This is a genomic window from Richelia sinica FACHB-800 (assembly GCF_014698825.1).
GTDB lineage: Bacteria > Cyanobacteriota > Cyanobacteriia > Cyanobacteriales > Nostocaceae > FACHB-800.
Window position 1 is genome coordinate 35,888 of the sequence record NZ_JACJTT010000013.1, and the last position, 20,472, is coordinate 56,359.

At 40.1% G+C, this 20,472-nt stretch carries 13 protein-coding genes; 4 read left to right on the forward strand and 9 right to left on the reverse strand.

The window, feature by feature from the left end; translation table 11 throughout:
* Positions 1-24: 24 nt before the first annotated feature.
* The gene (locus tag H6G73_RS11555; RefSeq protein ID WP_190604490.1) at positions 25-1,983 is read right to left on the reverse strand and encodes an AMP-dependent synthetase/ligase; all 1,959 of its coding nucleotides are present in this window, start codon (positions 1,981-1,983) and stop codon (positions 25-27) included.
* Between the two features lie 355 nt (positions 1,984-2,338).
* Positions 2,339-2,563, reverse strand: coding sequence for a hypothetical protein (locus H6G73_RS11560; RefSeq protein ID WP_190604492.1), 225 nt, complete (start codon positions 2,561-2,563; stop codon positions 2,339-2,341).
* Positions 2,564-2,987: 424 nt separating this feature from the next.
* Here H6G73_RS11560 and H6G73_RS11565 point away from each other — a divergent pair, with 424 nt between their 5' ends.
* A complete protein-coding gene (locus tag H6G73_RS11565) occupies positions 2,988-3,194 on the forward strand; it encodes a hypothetical protein (RefSeq protein WP_190604494.1) in 207 nt (68 codons plus the stop codon).
* Between the two features lie 45 nt (positions 3,195-3,239).
* On the opposite strand, the gene H6G73_RS11570 is transcribed toward H6G73_RS11565, so the two are convergent.
* On the reverse strand, positions 3,240-6,848 hold the full coding sequence (locus H6G73_RS11570) for a hydantoinase B/oxoprolinase family protein (protein ID WP_190604496.1): 3,609 nt from the start codon (positions 6,846-6,848) through the stop codon (positions 3,240-3,242).
* Positions 6,849-7,339: 491 nt separating this feature from the next.
* Between H6G73_RS11570 and bchB the strand changes: the two genes are divergently transcribed.
* The gene (bchB, locus tag H6G73_RS11575) at positions 7,340-8,866 is read left to right on the forward strand and encodes a ferredoxin:protochlorophyllide reductase (ATP-dependent) subunit B (RefSeq protein ID WP_190604498.1); all 1,527 of its coding nucleotides are present in this window, start codon (positions 7,340-7,342) and stop codon (positions 8,864-8,866) included.
* Positions 8,867-9,116: 250 nt separating this feature from the next.
* Here bchB and H6G73_RS11580 read toward each other — a convergent pair whose 3' ends face one another.
* Entirely contained in the window at positions 9,117-9,305 is a 189-nt protein-coding gene (locus tag H6G73_RS11580; RefSeq protein ID WP_242034173.1) for a hypothetical protein, read from the reverse strand.
* A 300-nt stretch (positions 9,306-9,605) separates the two neighbouring features.
* Here H6G73_RS11580 and H6G73_RS11585 point away from each other — a divergent pair, with 300 nt between their 5' ends.
* Complete coding sequence (locus H6G73_RS11585) at positions 9,606-10,148, forward strand: REP-associated tyrosine transposase (protein WP_199317704.1); 543 nt, start codon at positions 9,606-9,608, stop codon at positions 10,146-10,148.
* A gap of 69 nt (positions 10,149-10,217) precedes the next feature.
* Here H6G73_RS11585 and H6G73_RS11590 read toward each other — a convergent pair whose 3' ends face one another.
* Positions 10,218-11,180 carry a hypothetical protein gene (locus H6G73_RS11590; RefSeq protein WP_190604500.1) on the reverse strand — a complete coding sequence of 321 codons (963 nt, stop codon included), beginning with the start codon at positions 11,178-11,180 and terminating at the stop codon, positions 10,218-10,220.
* 278 nt (positions 11,181-11,458) lie between these two features.
* Here H6G73_RS11590 and ileS point away from each other — a divergent pair, with 278 nt between their 5' ends.
* Positions 11,459-14,452 (forward strand): isoleucine--tRNA ligase, encoded by a 2,994-nt coding sequence (ileS, locus tag H6G73_RS11595; RefSeq protein WP_190604502.1) that lies wholly within the window; start codon positions 11,459-11,461, stop codon positions 14,450-14,452.
* 292 nt (positions 14,453-14,744) lie between these two features.
* Here ileS and H6G73_RS11600 read toward each other — a convergent pair whose 3' ends face one another.
* From H6G73_RS11600 to H6G73_RS11615, 4 genes are all read right to left on the reverse strand, one after another.
* Positions 14,745-15,158 (reverse strand): heavy metal-responsive transcriptional regulator, encoded by a 414-nt coding sequence (locus tag H6G73_RS11600; RefSeq protein ID WP_190604504.1) that lies wholly within the window; start codon positions 15,156-15,158, stop codon positions 14,745-14,747.
* Between the two features lie 382 nt (positions 15,159-15,540).
* The gene (locus tag H6G73_RS11605) at positions 15,541-15,783 is read right to left on the reverse strand and encodes a hypothetical protein (RefSeq protein WP_190604506.1); all 243 of its coding nucleotides are present in this window, start codon (positions 15,781-15,783) and stop codon (positions 15,541-15,543) included.
* 81 nt (positions 15,784-15,864) lie between these two features.
* Positions 15,865-18,126 (reverse strand): heavy metal translocating P-type ATPase, encoded by a 2,262-nt coding sequence (locus tag H6G73_RS11610; protein ID WP_190604508.1) that lies wholly within the window; start codon positions 18,124-18,126, stop codon positions 15,865-15,867.
* Between the two features lie 146 nt (positions 18,127-18,272).
* Positions 18,273-20,453 (reverse strand): recombinase family protein, encoded by a 2,181-nt coding sequence (locus tag H6G73_RS11615; protein ID WP_190604510.1) that lies wholly within the window; start codon positions 20,451-20,453, stop codon positions 18,273-18,275.
* Positions 20,454-20,472 lie beyond the last annotated feature (19 nt).

Genomic DNA, 20,472 nt, shown 5'->3' on the forward strand with positions numbered 1-20,472 from the left:
CACTTTGATAGTTTGCAAGTGGAATTATTTGGCAAACATTCCGTCAATAATATCGCGATACCGTTCCATGACAACGTTTCTGCGAATTTTTAAGGTTTGTGTCATCAAGCCATTTTCTATTGAAAATGGTTCTTGAATTAGTTTGAATGGGCCAATACGGTCATCTATGCGATAACCTGGACGGTTTTGGACTTCTCGATTCAATTCTTGCCGAAATAAATCCTGGATTATTTTACTCTCCAGGTCAATTTTGTCATCAGTAGCCGGGGGAACATTCCCTTGTTGACTGACTATCCACTTTTCTAAAGCTTCAAGATTGGGGACAATTAATGCTCCAAGACTGCGCTGGTCTTGCCCTACTAACATAATCTGATCAATGTAGGGCGATCGCAAGCAAGCATCTTCAATGGGTTGGGGTTCTATATTTTCCCCATTCAGTAACACAATCGTATCTTTTGCCCTGCCAGTCAACACCAAATCTTGCTCAGGGGTCAACCAACCTAAATCACCACTATCAAACCATCCTTCCCCATCAATGGCTTTCTTGGTAGCTTCCGGATTTTGGTAATAGCCTTGCATCACTTGTGGACCCCGCAACAAGACTAAACCCCGCTTCCCTAAAGGTAATGGTTGGCGAGTTTCCGGATCAACTATTTTCACATCTGTCACTGGGAGAGGTTGTCCTGATGCACCAATCATATTTCGCCAAGGACGACGCACATTAGTCACAGGAGAAGTTTCTGTCAAACCATAACCTTGTAAAATCTGCACCCCAATAATTTCAAAAAAGTTATCAATATGACGAGGCAGTGCACCACCACCGCTAATTACTTGCTTCAGTCTTCCCCCTGTGGCTTCCCGGACTTTGTTATAAACCAGTTTTCCACCTAAAGCATGGAGAGGAGACAAAAGCAACGCTACTACTCCAGATGACAATCTAGTCAAAGATGAAGCATGAAGATGATCTAAACTGGTATTATTAGCTATGTGTTTGGCTTGGATATATTTTTCGCTAATTCCCAGGAAAAAGTAAATTAGTTTTTGTTTATTTGCAGGTTGTTCGCGGAATTGTTTTTGTACACCTTCATAAATTGATTCCCACAATCTCGGTACAGCTACCATAAAGTGGGGTTTATATTTTTTCAAATCATTTTTCACAGACCGTAAGTTAGTATAAACCTGGCTGCAACCTTGAGAAAGTAAATAATATTCTGATGTTCTTTCATAACTGTGCCAGGTAGGCAGAATACTCAAAACTGCGTCTCCTACTTTTGGTTGTAGTACCAATCCAAAGGTAATAACTTGGTGCATCAAATTATTGAAAGTCAGCATTACGCCTTTGGGTCTACCTGTGGTGCCAGAGGTATAAATCAAAGTCGCTAAATTTTCCCGCTTATGGGTGACAGGAGTAAATTTATGATTTTGGCCAATTTCGAGTAATTGGCTAAAGTTAATTACCTGAATGGCACTGTCTGAAGGTGGTGTCTCATCTGTCAGTAATACGATTAATTTAATTGGCAAATCATGCAAACGTTCCCGTAATTTATTGAATGTTTTTATATCTTCCACAACCAAGGCAACGCTGCCACTATTCCCGATAATAAAAACCAGTTCTTCCCGTTCTGCTTGGGAACTACGCACCGCATCCACTGCCCCTGCTGTCATGATACCTTGATCAGCAATAAACCAGCGTGGACTATTATCTGCAATGAGAGAAATTCTGTCTCTGGGATTAATTCCTAAGGCTTGTAAACCAGATGCAAATTGTTGAATAAGCGCTGCTAATTGTTGATAACTATACTGTTCTTCCGGCTTGGAATGGGGATTATACAGCGCTACGGTATCACCAAAGTGTTGGGCAGCTATGGGCCAAATTTCGGGAATAGCATTGAGGTGACTATAATCTACCAAACTTTTTAAAAACTGAATTTCTTTTTCAGAGATATTGTCTAGAAAGGAGGTTTGAAGTTTCAATTGTGACATAACACTTAGATTGATAAATAAATGAATTTATGACAGGGTATCTGCTCTGCTCTCTAAAAACAGTATTCAACACCAACTTTGTTATTTACGTATCACAAATACTTATTTTTTTCGCTTCCATATACAAAAAGTTATGTTAAACTGCAAATATATCAATTAAATGTAATGGTTCTGAGTTTGTACAGTTCCATACATTTTATGATCAGAGTCAACCAATCATCTCACAATTAGTAATTTTTCACCAGTAATTTGTAATTCCTAGCGGTCACTTGACTTCATCAATGCTCACAATCATCAATGGTCATTCATCTACTTTTCGCAATCAGGCAGCAGGGGGGTAAGGATAAGTTACAAATTACCAATTACGAGTTACTAATGTTGAGTTATTTTGACTAGTTAATTTATATTGGGGGTGATTCCCTATTGGTTTGATGGATGCGTTATTACTTACTCTCATCAATGCTGTCGCTTGTCTAGCATTTCCCAAGCTTCTATCTATCCTTTTGACTGCTAAATCACAAGGTTCCCAAGCAGCAAAAATGGATTCTCTTGCTTCAACAAATAGGATCGAAATTACCACTTTTCCCTATTGTACTACCTATAGTTTCACTGGTAGAAACTTCTGTAAATTCAGCCCCAATTTCTGTGCCAGGTGTTCCCATTCACTTCGTGGTCACTAATAGGTAATATAGCAGTCATCAATCATTGATGCACAAATATCCTGTCGAAAGCAAGGGGAATCAACCCCTTGTTTTTTGCGCTGATAGGTGACAAATGAGAAGATATTTTTGTGATTTGTATCTGTTTAATTAATGTCCTAAATCTAATGCCATTACCTAGATTAAAAATCTGATTTGTGTAGAAATGTAAATATTTCCAATATAACTCATTTGAATTTCTTATGCAGAACAAAAGAAATTCAAAAATATAAATGTTATCACTTTTACCAATTTTGCTTCAAACTAAGATTAGTAACTAGCGATTTTCACAAGGGGGAATTACCTATGAATTTCTTAGATGGTGTACTTCTCACTGTTTTCAACACAATTGTGTGCTTGGTATTACCTAAAGTTTTGTCTGTAATTTTCGCTACAAAAACTCAAGACCAAGTAACAGTACCATCTCCACCTGCGATCGCTTCATCTGATTCTAGTTCAGAAATTCCCACTTTCTCAGAAGTTATCCCTGCTCCTAGCAGAGTGTCTGTTTAGTTAATCAACTTGAGAGACGTTAAAATTAACGTCTCTAGAGCGTCTTTACAGAACTATTTCACCGTTGATGCTCCCATAACCTCCACCTCCAGGAGTTTCAATGACAAAAGTATCTCCCACCTTCATTTCTACGACTCCCTGACTTCCCAACTCCTCTATCGTCCCTTCACATCTCTTAACATAGTTTCTTCCTACCATCCCTGCTTCACCACCATGTAAGCCAAAGGGTGGAATAATACGATGGTTAGCTAAAATCCCGGCAGTCATCGGTGTCAAAAACCGCAATTGTCTAATCACACCATTGCCACCACAATACTTTCCTTCACCACCGCTATTCTCACGAATACTAAAATTTTCTAACAGCACTGGAAAACGCCATTCTAAAACTTCTGGGTCTGTTAACCGGGAATTAGTCATGTGGGTATGAACGGCATCAGTACCGGCAAAATTTGCACCAGCACCAGCACCACCGCAAATAGTTTCATAATATTGATATTTTTCATTACCAAAAGTGAAATTATTCATCGTTCCTTGGGATGCTGCTAAGACACCTAAGGCACCATATAAAGCATTGGTAATGGCTTGGGATGTTTCCACATTTCCAGCCACAACAGCCGCAGGATAACGGGGGTTTAACATACATCCTTCAGGAATAATGATTTCTAGGGGTTTCATACATCCTGCATTTAAAGGAATGTCATCCTTGACTAAGGTGCGAAATACATATAAAACCGCAGCTTTGCAGACAGCAGAAGGGGCATTAAAGTTATTAGTTAATTGTTGGGGAGAAGTACCAGTAAAATCTATTTTAGCTTGGCGTTTTTCTTGATTAATGGTGATACTAACTTGAATGATACTTCCATTATCTAAAGCATAACTAAAACCGCCATCTTGTAAAACTTCAATTACCCTTCTTACTGATTCTTCTGCGTTATCTTGGACAAAACCCATGTAAGCTTGAACAGTTTCTAAGCTATAATGCTCGACCATCTTCAAGAGTTCTTGCATACCTCGCTCATTGGCAGCAATTTGCGCTTTTAAATCAGCGATATTTTGGGGAATATTTCTAGCTGGGTAAGGTGCGCTGTTGAGGAGTGCAACTAATTGCTGTTCGCAGAATTTACCACCATCAACTAGTTGAAAATTATCGAATAAAATACCTTCTTGCGTAACAGTTTGACTGTCAGGTGGCATAGAACCAGGAGTGATACCACCGATGTCTGCATGATGTCCCCGTGCAGCGACGTAAAAAATGGGAACAGGAGAAGTATCAACAAAGACGGGAGTAATAACTGTGATATCTGGCAGGTGAGTACCGCCATTGTAGGGGTTATTGGAGGCAAAAACATCACCTGGTTTAATTTTATCGCCGTGGGTGGTAATTAGTGCTTGCACACTTTCACTCATTGAACCCAAATGTACAGGAATGTGGGGAGCATTGGCGACTAATTGACCAGCAGCATCGAAAATTGCACAAGAAAAATCCAGGCGTTCTTTAATATTGACCGAAGAACTGGTATTTTGTAAGGTAATTCCCATTTGTTCTGCGATCGCTCGAAACAAATTGTTGAAGATTTCCAACAGCACCGGATCTCGGCGATTTTTGATTTGGGATGGCGAATTTTGGATGTTTTGATTTTTTCGGGATAAGACCAAATGCTGAAGGGGTGTTAACTCACCTTGCCAATTCGGTTCAATCACATTGGTTCCCGTCGCTTCGACTATTATTGCTGGCCCAGCAATGCAATCTCCTGGTTGTAAATCTTCCCGTTGATAAACAGGAGTATCCCACCATTGACCTGAAGTATACATTTCTACCCTAGACACCGCCATCGGTGGATTTGGGTTTTTACGGGATATTACTTTCTCCCCAGGTACATAATGCTTCTCTACTACCTCCACTGCTACCAATTCCACAATTAAGCACTTTTCTGGTGCAGTAAAACCATAACGCTGACGATGTAAATCTGCAAATTGATTTTCCATCATCTTGATGTCATCAAAATCGACAATTAAAGCTGCATCTGTACCTTCATAGCGTAAATGCAGTTTTTTATATATCTCTATCTTTAATTCTTGTTGATTTTCAGTCTTTAATTCCTGTTTAGCTGCTTCTAGCAATTCGGCAAAAATTCCCGTCAAATCTGGTAGCAAATCTGGACATAAAACCGATTCAACAGCCCTTTCTTTCAACACCCGTACATCCGCTAAACCCATACCATAGGCAGATAAAACTCCAGCATAGGGATGAATAAATACCTGTTTCATTCCCAAGGATTCAGCAATTAAACAAGCATGTTGTCCACCAGCACCGCCAAAACAGCATAAAGTATATTCAGAGACATCATATCCCCGTTGCAGTGAGATTTTTTTAATGGCATTGGCCATTTTATCCACTGCTATAGCCAGAAAACCAGATGCTACTTCCTCCGGTGTGCGCTGGTCACCAATTTCTGCTGTTAATTGAATAAATTTCTGTCGCACCACCTCGGCATCTAAAGGCAAATCACCATTCACCCCAAACACCTGGGGAAAAAATGCTGGTTGTAACTTACCCACCATCACATTACAATCTGTCACCGTCAGTGGCCCACCTTGAGAGTAAGCAGCAGGCCCAGGATTTGCCCCCGCAGACTCTGGCCCCACCCGATAGCGAGAACCATCGAAGTGCAGAATTGAACCACCACCAGCAGCAACGGTATGAATAGCCATCATTGGGGTACGCATTCTTACCCCTGCGACTTCCGTTTCTAAGGTGCGTTCATATTCGCCATTGTAATGGGCTACATCTGTAGATGTACCACCCATATCAAAACTGATAATCTTCTCAAAGCCAGCCATCAGGCTAGTTTGTACTGCCCCAACTATTCCCCCGGCTGGGCCAGATAAAATGCTATCCTTGCCTTGAAATGTTTCTGCGTCAGTTAATCCACCATTGGATTGCATAAATTGCAAAGCAACGTTTTTTCCTAACTGACTGCCTACCTGATGCACATATCTTCGCAAAATCGGTGATAAATAAGCATCAACTACAGTCGTATCACCACGACTGACTAACTTCATTAACGGACTAACTTGATGAGAGACAGAAACTTGAGTAAAACCAATACTTTGAGCTAAGTTAGCTACCTGCTGTTCGTGGTTGGTGTAGCGATAACCGTGCATGAAAACCACTGCACAAGCACGAATACCATCATCAAACGCTGCTTGCAATGGGAGACGAACAGAATCTAAATTGAGAGGTATTAACACCTCACCTTGGGCACTGTAACGTTCTTCTACCTCAATCACCCGCTCATACAGCATTTCTGGCAAAATAATTTGGCGGGCAAAAATGTCAGGACGGTTTTGATAACCTATTCTCAAGGCATCGCGAAAGCCTTTCGTCATCAGTAATACTGTTCTATCGCCTTTTCTTTCCAACAAGGCATTTGTGGCTACCGTTGTTCCCATTTTCACCACAGCAATTTGTGGTGAAGGAATAGGCTCATCTTTGGTAATGCCTAATATTTCCCGAATTCCCTGCACTGCTGCATCTGTGTAACGGTCGGGATTTTCGGACAATAACTTGTGAATTATTAACTTACCATTGGGGCTTTTGGCAACAATATCAGTAAATGTACCCCCCCGATCAATCCAAAATTCCCAACTCATATTAATTGTTAGCGGTTAGGCCCTAGCAATGATTTTATCCCAATTTGCCAAAATTGGATTTTGGATGGGAAATGTCTGTGTTTGTGTACTTTCACCATGATGTTGCTAATGATCAACATCTAGAGGTGGGAAAACTCTGTAACAATTCCATACAAAAACAGCCCCAAAAAAGCTTTCAAACTGTATTTTATACCTACATAAATCAAATCTCACTCCTTTATCTCTCAGTGCAATTTATCTTCATAACAAAATGTACAAAAAGATTACAAATTGTTTGTTTAAACAACAGTAATATTGTCAAAATCAGTGGCTGAAACCCTTTTAAAGACTAGGTTTGCCCTATTGTGAATCAATTTAATCAGCAAAAAGTCCTATTTCTTCTACACTGCAAATTTTGGGACAATCAGAAACAATTTAATAAATAAGCACCGACAGTCCATCTATACCATCCATCGGACTTGGTGTTCTTTAAGTAAAGGGAGGAGATGCTGATGAAATTGGCTTACTGGATGTATGCAGGGCCTGCCCACATTGGCACACTGCGGGTAGCTAGTTCTTTTAAAAATGTTCATGCCATTATGCACGCGCCCTTAGGCGATGACTATTTTAATGTCATGCGTTCCATGTTGTCACGGGAGCGTGATTTCACTCCAGTAACAGCCAGTATTGTAGACCGCAATGTGTTGGCACGTGGTTCTCAAGAAAAGGTAGTAGAAAACATTACCCGCAAGGATGCAGAAGAACATCCTGATTTAATCGTGTTAACTCCCACCTGCACTTCTAGTATTTTGCAAGAAGACCTACAAAACTTTGTAGAAAGAGCGCAAATAGAAGCAAAAGGTGATGTATTACTAGCGGATGTAAATCATTATCGCGTCAACGAATTGCAAGCAGCAGACCGGACTTTACATCAAATCGTTCAATATTACATTGAAAAAGCTCGTAAAAAAGGTCAATTACCAGAGGGCAAAACAGAAAATCCTTCTGTCAATATTATTGGTATTTCTACCTTAGGTTTTCACAACAATCATGACTGCACTGAACTGAAAAAGTTGATGGGTGATTTAGGAATTACCGTAAATGCTGTGATTCCTGAAGGTGCATCAGTTCATGATTTAAAAAACTTACCAAAAGCTTGGTTTAACTTAGTTCCTTATCGGGAATTAGGTTTAATGACAGCTAATTACTTACAAGCAGAATTCGGGACTCCTTATATAGATATTGCCCCAATGGGAGTGGTAGAAACTGCTCGTTGTATTCGCAAGATTCAACAAGTAATTAATGACCAAGGTGCGAATGTTGATTATGAAGAATTTATCAACGAACAAACTTTGTATGTTTCACAAGCTGCATGGTTTTCTCGTTCCATTGACTGTCAGAATTTAACAGGTAAAAAAGCAGTGGTATTTGGTGATAATACCCACGCTGCCGCTATTACTAAAATTCTCGCACGAGAAATGGGAATTCATGTAGTTTGGGCTGGTACTTATTGCAAATATGATGCTGATTGGTTCCGGGAACAGGTGAGCGAATATTGCGATGAAGTGCTGATTACAGATGACCATGGAGCCATTGGAGATGCGATCGCACGAGTTGAACCTTCTGCTATATTTGGTACGCAGATGGAACGCCATGTAGGCAAGCGTTTGGACATTCCCTGTGGTGTCATCGCTGCACCTATTCATGTGCAAAATTTCCCCATTGGTTACAAACCATTTATGGGTTATGAAGGTACCAATCAAATCACCGATTTAATCTACAATTCCTTCACTTTGGGAATGGAAGACCACCTGTTAGAAATCTTTGGTGGACACGATACAAAAGAGGTAATTACCAAAGGAATTTCCGCAGAATCTGATTTGAATTGGACTAAAGATGGTTTAGCGGAATTGAATAAGATTCCTGGTTTTGTTCGGGGTAAAGTGAAGCGAAATACAGAAAAGTTTGCCCGTGAACGAGGAATTAAGGATATCTCAGCCGAGGTATTGTATGCAGCTAAGGAGGCTGTAGGAGCGTAGGTTTTAGTTTTGATTATTAGTTAACACCTTGTAGGGGTACAGCAATTCTGTACCCTTAGCATTTGCAGCCATTTGGTGCAAGCAAGGTTTTCTGCTGATAACTTGGGATTGGTGATTAAACCTATAAGACCTGCATCCAACAAAATAACTTTATTCACCAACTGACACCTTTTAATTCTTGCGGAAATAATTGACGATTAGATAAACAATTTTCATCTAAAGCATTAATTAAATATTCTCCTGTTTCTTGCTATTTCTCTTCATTACCTTCATCTATCCATGACTGAAACACATTAACTAATTTCAATTGTTTTTCTTTTTGAAGAATAGATTGTTGGATAAGTTGCAAGGTGTAGGTTTCTACAGAAAGACCTTGCTGTTGTCCTTCCTGTGCTAGATACTGTTCTAATTCTGGTGGTAAGTTGAGGGTTAATGTCATAAGTATATTTTGAGTTATTTTATATATTAGACTTATCCGAGAATTAGATTTTTACCATTGATTTATAAGGGTTTGAGGTTCATTCGCGGATAAATCTATTGTAAAGCCAAGCAAAAAATGTAGCGACTGTCTTGGAATATTTTATCAGTATTCCCGTAGGTTGGGTTGAGGCACGAAACCCAACATAAACTACTCAAACACCCACAAATATCTGTTGGGTTGCGCTTCGCTTAACCCAACCTACAGTGTAATATCAATATAAATAATCAAACACAAATTTATTCAACGTCTATTTACATTATGGAATATCGGCGTGCCAAGTTAGAAGGAGGAACATACTTTTTCACAGTGGTGACAGAACGAAGGCAAAAAATATTGTGTTTACCAAAAAATGTTGCTTTATTGAGAGATGCTTTTCGTTATGTAATACAGAGACATCCATTTATTATAGATGCCGTTGTAATTTTACCTGACCATCTCCACTGTATTTGGACATTACCAGAAAACGATAAGGATTTTTCTACCCGTTTGCGTTTAATTAAAAGTTATTTTAGCCGTAAATGTGAAATCCTATCACCAGTAAATATATCTGCATCCAGACAGAATAAAAAACAACGCGCAGTATGGCAGCATCGTTTTTGGGAACATTTAATTAGAAATGAAATAGATTTTCAAAATCATGTTGAATATATTCATTATAATCCAGTGAAACATGGTTTAGTAACGGCACCAAAAGATTGGGAATATTCCAGTTTTCATCGTGCTGTGCGTCAAGGTATGTATGACTTGATGTGGGGTGCGGGTGAGGAAATTTTTTTTGATGATGATATTGGCAATGAGTAGGTTGGGTTGAACAAAGTGAAACCCAACATTAACCCCGAAATACCAATGCATGATGTTGGGTTTTGTTCCTCAACCCAATTTACGGCTAATTACTTGTAAATCAAGAATATATTGCAGCATATTTTTAACAACGAAATTCATATCTTGGTTATTCATGTCAATATTGTAGCCTTTAAAAAGCTCTACTATATCGCAAATAGCCACGCCCAAATAAAACATAGTATGTCTGATACTTAGTGAGTAAAAATGTCTACTGTCATCTCCTATCTCTGTTTCATAAAGAATTTCAGACAGTGATAAAGTAGAGGTATGAGTATGATTGGAGAAATAAGTTTTTAATCCATCAAATCTCTTTAGTAAAATTTCTATATTAAGGGTAGTATTTTCTTCTAAATCATCTATGTAATTAGTAATAGGTTCATCTCCCAATAAATTCTTTATTATTGCTTCAGTTATAACTTTAGAGTTCAAACACCGCCCTTTCTTATTCTTTAATTCCCTATAAAATTCATCATTGCTTTTCTCAATAAAAGAGTAAATTTTAAATTTTTCTGACACTTGTGAAGCAGATAATTGCAGATAATTATTTTTTATTTCTTCTCTTAATTTATTTCGTTCTTGCTTACAATATTCTAGTTCATTTTCATTAGTATTATAACCTAATGTTTTGTATATCTCTAGCATCTCAGATTTCATGTGTAAACGTAATAATGAATTTCTGAGTTCTCGTTCTTTATCATCAATATTATCTAGTATTAAATAATAGTACATTTCGTATGTTTCAGCAAAATTTCTTGCTAAACTCGCAATAGAAGCTAAATCATAATAAGAATTAGTTTCTGTAGTAGAGAAATTTTCTGCAAGTGGCAGTAATTTTATGATACTTTCACATTGTCCAATTAATCGATTAAACAATTGATGTGCAAGCTCATATCTGTGAGATAGGTTGTTATTTTTATCCAACAGGGTATGAATTTTTTTGGCTATGCTAATCAAATATTTAAAATTATTTAACTGTTGTGAATATTGCATCTTTATTAGCAAACAGCGTTTAAATTTATATTCAGTTACACATTTTATAATATTTTTATGCAATTGATAACAATCTTCTACAAAAGTTAGTATAAATAGCTTATCAGTATTCCTGTGGCGTGCATAGAACGAAGAAAAACCCAAAAAACCTCATGATGTGATGTTGGGTTTTGTACCTCAACCCAACCTACGACTGTGCAGTTCACCAATCATAATAATCATGCCCATCTCTTATAATTGATCGGATAACCTGCACACATAATCTTAGGCATGAGACTGTGACAGAAACTGGAAAATACAAGGATACGGTAAATTTACCCAAGACTAATTTTGATATGCGGGCTAACGCAATTAAGCGTGAGCCGGAAATCCAAAAATTCTGGGAAGAAAACAACATTTATTCTCGCCTGTCACAAGAAAATCCAGGCGAATTATTTATACTGCACGACGGGCCTCCCTACGCAAACGGCTCGTTGCATATTGGTCATGCCTTAAATAAGATTCTCAAGGATATTATTAACCGTTACCAACTGCTGCAAGGTCGTAAGGTTCGCTACGTTGCAGGATGGGACTGTCACGGTTTACCGATTGAGTTGAAAGTTCTGCAAAATATGAAACAGGCAGAACGGCAAAATCTCACACCTTTGCAACTGAGACAAAAAGCAAAGGAGTTTGCTTTAGCTACGGTGGATGACCAACGCAATAGCTTTAAACGCTATGGTGTTTGGGGTGACTGGGATAATCCTTATCTAACTTTAAAGCCTGAGTACGAAGCCGCACAAATTGGCGTTTTCGGGCAAATGGTTTTAAAGGGATATATCTATCGTGGTTTAAAGCCGGTACATTGGAGTCCAAGTTCTAAGACGGCTTTGGCAGAAGCGGAGTTAGAATATCCTGAAGGTCACGTTTCCCGGAGTATTTATGCTGCTTTCCCGGTGACGAAGGTGGCTGAGAAGTTGCAGTCTACTTTGGGCGAGTATCTCCCTGATTTGGGTGTGGCTATCTGGACTACTACTCCTTGGACGATTCCGGGGAATTTGGCGGTAGCTGTGAATGGTGCGTTGGAGTATGCGGTTGTAGAAGTTTCGCGCACCAGCGAAGCGAAGCACGAAAGTGCGTTAGACGCAAAGGCGCAAAGGGAATGCAAGTATCTGATAGTTGCGGCGGAGTTGGTAGAAAGGTTAGCTGCGGTTTTGGATGCTGAGTTAACTGTGAAGGTGCGTTTCCCCGGTCAGGATTTGGAACATACTAGTTACCGTCATCCGCTGTTTGACAGGGAAAGTCCGGTGGTGGTGGGTGGTGATTATATCACTACTGAGTCTGGTACTGGGTTGGTGCATACTGCCCCTGGTCATGGTCAAGAAGACTACATTGTTGGGCAGAGGTATGGTTTGCCGATTCTTGCGCCTGTGGATGATAACGGTAATTTCACGGATGAGGTTGGTAAGTTTGCTGGCTTAAATGTGTTGGGTGATGGCAATCAGGCTATCATTGACGCGCTGCTGGAAGCTGGTTCTTTATTGAAGGAGGAACCTTATCAACACAAGTATCCCTATGACTGGAGAACGAAGAAACCTACTATTTTCCGAGCGACTGAACAATGGTTCGCTTCTGTGGCAGGATTTAGGGAGGAGGCTTTAAAAGCAATCAACTCTGTTACATGGATTCCCGACCAAGGTAAAAACCGTATTACACCAATGGTTGCAGAACGTTCTGATTGGTGTATCTCTCGTCAACGGACTTGGGGTGTCCCTATTCCTGTGTTCTATGATGAGGACACGGGGGAAGTGTTGCTGAATGCGGAAACCATCGCACACGTACAAGCTATCATTGCTGAGAAGGGTTCTGATGCTTGGTGGGAGTTGTCGGTTGAGGAGTTGTTACCGGCAGCTTACCGCAACAATGGACGGAAATACCGCAGAGGTACAGACACGATGGATGTCTGGTTTGATTCTGGCTCATCTTGGGCAGCAGTGGCAAAACAACGCCCTGAGTTAGGCTATCCTGTGGATATGTATTTGGAAGGTTCCGACCAACACCGGGGATGGTTTCAGTCGAGTTTGTTAACCAGTGTGGCTGTTCATGGCATTGCACCTTATAAAACTGTGTTAACTCATGGTTTCGTCTTGGATGAACAAGGACGGAAAATGAGTAAGTCGGTGGGGAATGTGGTTGACCCGCAAATTATCATTAATGGTGGGAAAGACCAGAAGAAAGAACCCCCCTACGGTGCAGATGTGTTGCGGTTGTGGGTTTCTTCCGTTGATTATTCTGGTGATGTACGTTTGGGAAGTAACATCATCAAGCAATTAGCTGATGTAAGAAATAAAATTCGCAATACTGCGCGGTTTTTGTTGGGTAGTTTGCATGATTTTGACCCTCAAAAGGATGCAGTACCCTTGGACAAGTTACCTGATTTAGACCTTTATATGTTGCACCGCATCGATGAGGTGTTTAATGAGGTAACGAAAGCTTTTGAAAGTTTCCAATTCTTCCGCTTTTTCCAAACGGTGCAGAATTTCTGCGTGGTCGATTTGTCGAATTTCTACTTAGATATTGCCAAGGATAGACTGTATATCAGCGCACCTGATGCTTTTCGTCGTCGTAGTTGTCAAACGATATTGCATGTTGCATTGGAGAATTTAGCCATAGCGATCGCTCCTGTTTTGTGTCATACTGCGGAAGATATCTGGCAACACATACCTTACGAAAAACTTTCTCAATCAGTCTTTGAAGCTGGTTGGGTGTGGTTACATGGACTAAAGGATTATCAACAAAAACGGGAAATACGGAAGTCAGCGACTACGGATAGACACACGTATTATCTGATGAAACAGGACGAGAACTGGCACAATCCAAAATTAGCTGCACTTTGGAATACTTTTCGTCAGCTTCGCACCGATGTAAATAAGGTGATGGAACAAGCGCGGGTAGAAAAGTTAATCGGTTCTTCCCTGGAAGCGAAAACGTTGATTTATGTGAACGATGAAAAAGTACGCACAGCAATCAGAGATTTAAATCCTGTTAGCGGTAATGGAGTTGATGAACTGCGGTATTTATTGCTGACTTCCCAAGTAGAAATCTTAGATTCTCCTGAAAAGCTAACTGATGTCAAATATACAGCGACAACAGAAGACTGGATAATTGGAGTAGTGAATGCAGACGGGCAGAAATGCGATCGCTGTTGGAACTATTCTACCCATGTTGGTGAATCTGAAGAACATCCCTTGTTATGTGAACGCTGCGTTCCCGCATTAGCTGGGGAGTTTTAAAAACAGCTTAGTGGGACTTAGACAGAAAAGATTGATCACATCATCCAATGTTTAAGTACCACTAGTGGAATTTTACTGTCAATTTATGCCTTGGGTGAGATAAACTCACCCAAAAAAAGTTTAATTTTCAATTAGATTCAAGTTTTTTAAAAATATCCGTAGACCAGGCAGTTATGACATTAACGACAGCTAAAACTGAGATACCTAAAGGCTTTTAGCACTGTCACCTGTCACCTGTTATCTGTCACCTGCTATATATCCGTAGACCAGGCATTTTTGCAGCAAACCATATTTATTCATTTTCAATAATTGGACAAATAGTTGCATGATTACTATCAGGTTTAATTTCCCACCTAGAAAGTAAACTTGATAATTCTTGCTTGAGAATCAGTAATTGCTGAATTTGTTCATCTATGGCTTTTACCTTATCTTCCAGTCTATTTTTAATATGTTCACAAGGTAATTGACCAGCATCATGTACATTTAAAAATTCCTTGATTTCTGACAAGCTTAATCCCAAGCTTTGAGCACGTTTAATAAAGTGTAATCGTTCCAAAACATCAGCATTAAATAATCTAAATCCTCCTTCTGTTCTGCCTGATGATTTGAGTAAACCTAGTTCTTCATAGTAGCGGATAGTTTTAATAGGTACACCACTTTCTTTTGCAATTACACCAATTTGTTTTCCTTCTTTTTGAGCTAACATATAGACCAAAGCCTCAGTACAATATTAGAATCTCATCTATCAGTGTGTTTATTATGTAATACCAAATCGAAAAATGTTGGCAACAGATGATTACCCCACCCGCGCTATCGCGCACTATCCCCGCTTGCGGGGATGGTTGGGGAGGGGTTTACTCAATGTGTTGGTTGCTTTTGGAGAATTGGTATAAATCCACTTTATTGAATAAACAAGTGGGTTGAGTTAAGCAATAGCACAACTCAACAACAGTATTGATTGTGTTGGGTTTCCTTCCGTCAACCCAACCTACACAATATAGAATTAAGCCTGATGGTGTGGGAATTTTATTTGCTAAACTCATACAAATTAAATACACAACAGCATAATTCATAAATTCTTTGGAAATTTATGTTTGAGATTTAGATTTACTGAGCAAAAACCACCATATTTCTAAACAAATTATTGCTAAACCACTGAAGGTGACGGCAACTTTTTTTCCTAATGGTTGGTCGATCTGTGAAAATTGATGGTTGGGAATTTGTACAGATGAGTGCACGTGATGGTCTAGTGATGCTGCTTCACTAGGAATAGTTACAAGTATAATTACTAAACTGGTTAGAGTGACGATGAGAGCTTTTTTCTTCAGCATTGAATATCTCCTCTGCAAATGTAATCAGTTCTTTTTTCATTCCTGTCGGTGTCTTGATAGTTGAAACAAATAATCTAATTTTTATGCCATGGTTTTAGGTTGAAAATGACGTAAACGTAAAGCATTACTAACTACAGAAACTGAACTAAAAGCCATTGCTGCACCAGCAATAATCGGGTTAAGTAACCAACCGAAAATAGGGAACAAAATACCCGCAGCTATGGGAATACCAGCAACGTTATAAATAAAGGCAAAAAATAGATTTTGGCGAATGTTGCGAATTGTAGCGCGGCTGAGTTGAATGGCTGTAACTATGCCTTGCAAATCACCAGAAATTAAGGTAATGTCACTAGCAGCGATCGCTACGTCTGTACCTGTACCAATGGCAATTCCCACATCGGCTTGGGCTAAAGCTGGTGCATCGTTGATTCCATCACCAACCATAGCTACTATTTTACCTTCTGCTTGTATTGCTTGGACTGTAGCGGCTTTTTGTTCAGGACGAACCTCTGCTAATACTCGCTTAATCCCAACTTCACGGGCAATACTTTCGGCAGTGCGACGGTTATCACCTGTGAGCATCACTACTTCTAAACCGAGTTTTTGCAATGCTTTCACAGCTTGGGGTGAAGCGGGTTTAATGGCATCTGCAATTCCCATTAATCCTTTAATTTCGCCGTTAACGGCTAACCATACGGCAGTTTTACCCAAATATTCTAATTTTTCTTTATCCTGTTGCAAAGATTGGGTATGAATATTCAACTCTTCCATCCAGCGTTGTGTCCCAATTTGCACGAAATGGTTAGAAACAATACCTTGAACACCGCTACCAGCAACAGCTTCAAAATCTTGAACATCTGCTAAGGTTACTTCTTGAGTTTGAGCATATCTAACAACCGCTTCTGCTAAAGGATGTTCTGAATTTCGTTCTAGGGATGCGGCCAGTTGAATTAGGTGAATTTCGTTGCTGTTGGCTGTACCATCAACTGTGAGAAAATCTGTAACTGTCGGTTTACCTTGGGTAATGGTGCCGGTTTTGTCTAAGACAATGGTTTGAATTTGATGCGCTAGTTCTAAGCTTTCTGCACCTTTAATTAAAATGCCATGTTCTGCACCTTTACCTGTCCCCACCATCACAGAGGTGGGTGTGGCTAAACCTAAAGCACAAGGACAAGCAATAATTAATACTCCGACGGTGGTAGTCAATGCTAGGGTGATATTACCCATGATGTCATACCAAATAATAAAAGTGAGAATAGCGATCGCAATTACCGCCGGCACAAACCACCCAGTCACTTGGTCTGCTAGTCTTTGAATGGGAGCTTTTGAACCTTGTGCTTGCTGCACTAACAAGACAATCTGGGCTAATACAGTATCTTTTCCTACTCTTGTAGCTTGAAATTGGAAACTACCAGTTTTATTAAGAGTTGCACCGATGACTTCATCCCCTGGTTGTTTTTTCACAGGGACACTTTCTCCAGTTACCATTGCTTCATCAACTGTGGATGTGCCGTGAATTACTTCCCCATCAACGGGTATTTTTTCCCCCGGACGCACCAGCACGACATCACCAATTTCCACCTGTTCAATGGGAACATCAATTTCTTGTCCGTGACGAATTAACCGCGCAGTTTTCGCTTGCAGACCAATTAGTTTGCGAATTGCTTCTGAAGTTTGACTCTTAGCGCGATTTTCAAACCAACGTCCTAATAAAATTAGGGTAATTACAACTGCCGCTGTTTCATAGTATACATCTGCCATTAATCCCTGATCCAGGAAAAAGCCAGGAAATAACGTGGCAAATAGGGAATAGAAATAGGCTGCACTTGTACCTAAAGCTATTAAGGTATCCATTGTGGCGGTATGGCGCTTGAAAGCTTTCCCCGCATTGATGTAAAACGAGTAACCACACCAAAACTGTACAGGAGTAGTGAGGATTAATTGTAGCCAAGGGTTATGCAACCATGGGGGAATAAAAGGCAGGTCTAAGCCAGTCATCATTGGTAATGAACCAACTACCAGCACTGTACTAATCATGCCCCCCACAGTCACCTTTTGCTGTAAATCACGGGATGTTTGTTGACGATACCTTGTTTCTTCATCATCTTCCCCTACCATGAAATTTTGTTCTTCCAGGGGAGAGGACGAGTAACCTGCTGCATCTACGGCAGCTTGGATGGTTTGTAAATTTGTGCTTCTGGGGTCATACTCTACTATTGCCTGTTCTACCCCAAAGTTGACATTACATGCGGTTACACCAGGGACAGAAAGTATTGCATCTTCAATATTTTTGGCACAGGAGGCACAACTCATACCGCGCAGTTTCAGGGTGGTATTCTTCATTTGCGGACTCCAATTCTTGTGTTTCAAACTGATTTCATTTTCATCTTGAATTCTCCAGTGAACTGGAGTGTCAAGAGGGGGAGAGGAAAAAAATCAAATTCACACAGAGTCCTTTCTCAGGCTTCTTTTTCAGTAGATGATGTGATTTAACTCATCACTGGCACACAAGCATGAACTAATGGTAGTAGGGGCCCCATTTGTTCCTGTCCATTAACAGCTAACTCACTGTGACACAAATACACTTTTTCAGAAACGCGAGCCAGTAAATCAGCTAAAATCCTTCTTAATCTTTGTTCTTCTGCCATACTTTCATTTTCTGCTGTCCAAGGTTGTCCTAAGCGATCGCGCAAAAATAAATTTGCACCGTATAATGTAGCTGCACCACCTTTGGCCCAGAGGGGTGAACCTGCATCTAACCAGAAATGCCAACGATGAAATCTGCGGCTAGCGCGATATTGGAAAATGGTGGCTAAGGTGACAGCTTTTCTGGCGTTACCATAGGGACGGACAGGGTAGGGGTTGGCAGTAATTGTGCCCCGTCGCAGCAGTTGAATAAATTCGCTAATGGTATTGCTAGCTTGGGAATGGGAAGGTAATTGCAAATCGTTTTGTTTTAATCTGGTTTCTACTTCCCAGTAGTGTTGAGCAGTTTCTAGTAATTCACGTAATGCTGCTAGTTGTTCATAGGGGGGGTTGCTATCCTGACAGAGAAAATTTTGAATAGCTAAATATAACAGGGATATGGGAGAGGGAATGAGACGCTGTTGATGTTGCGATCGCTGTTGTTCAATCCAGTGTAATATCTCTTCATAAGCTTTGGTAGCTGTATAGCCGATTCTATCCCAACGTTCAAAGGTGGTGACTGGCAGTAAATGGGGGTCATCTGGGTGGGGAACAAAGCAGTAATCGGCAATTAAACCAGCGCGTACCGGGTCGATTTTCGATTGGTGGGGTAATGTTTTGATATCTGCTTCTTTCTCCCCGGTGACGATTTTATTGCGACTCAACACCACCAACATTTCCGCAACTCCATCCCGGTCAACTAATCTACCTAAACCGGGATAAACTAAGGTCAGTAAGGTGAGTAAAGCTCTGACCACAGGAGAACTCACCAAAGGTCGTTGGTCGTTGAGAGACTCTACAGGGATATTTTGCCTAGTTAAGATTTCAATTAAAGTATAACGAGCGATCGCATCTAAACCAGGGGCAATAATTGCCACTTCCTCTGGTTGTACTTGTCCACCTTTAATCGCTTCAATCATGATTTCTGCGGTGTTTCGCAATAATTGAGCGCGGGATGTACTTTGAATTGGTTGTACAGAGTCTGGTAAACTCAACATCCCAATGGATGTGGACATTAATTCCACCATGGGTGTGGCCAGTTGCACTGCTAAACTATCCGGTGGTGGCCCCGCTAAATTAATCACTTCACAACGACTAGCTAATCTAGCCAAATATTGGGGGTCTGCACCTAAACCTAAACGAACTGCCCCATCTAAATTATAACTAAAGGCTCCCACCGCACCCCGGTCTAACAGGAACTCAAACAAGTTATAGGCGATCGCTGGATAATCATCCACATCATCCGCTAAAATGGCCTGATAGCGTTGAATAAGACGTTGCTGATAATGAGGATTTGTTAATAAATTTTGGTTATAAAGTTCAGTAATCAACCCATATGTTAATAATCCTCGCTCTAAACACCAATTACGCCAACTCAGCAGCAAACTACCTAAAAATTCCGGTTCTAGCAGCACATTAGTTTCTGGAAAACCAGTGGTGAGAATCGAGGTAATATCTTCACAAGCCACACCACTGTAAGCCGCTAATTGCCATAAATCCAAAATCCTTCTCACTAGACGATATTCATTCATTCCTGCTTTTTGTAGAGTTGCTGAGTCTAGTTGAGAACGCCAGAGTTTTGTTGCCAATTCCTGCTCAGTTTCAGGACGTAACCTCACGGGAAATTGGGCCTTTAGCTGTAATGATTGAATTAATAACGGCCAAAATAAAACCACTTCATCTTGGAAAAAACCCAATGTTGTCTTGGCGCGAATCGGGTATTTACCGAGTGTTAAAGTAGCAATTAAATCTGCTAATTCTCGTCGCTGATCATCATTGGCCGCTAAAACTAAAACACCTGGTTCTGTTGGCTGAAGTAGAACGGTTTTACTGGACTTCTTAGCTTTTTTCTGACGATTATTTTTAGTATAAAATAAGTCTGTATATTTATTTTCAATTTGCAACCAATGACAAAAATGCGCTCCTAAGCGAGTCGTCTTTCCACTACGGCTAGTACCGACAATCCAAACAGAAGCAAAGACCACAAATATACTCCTTGTTAAT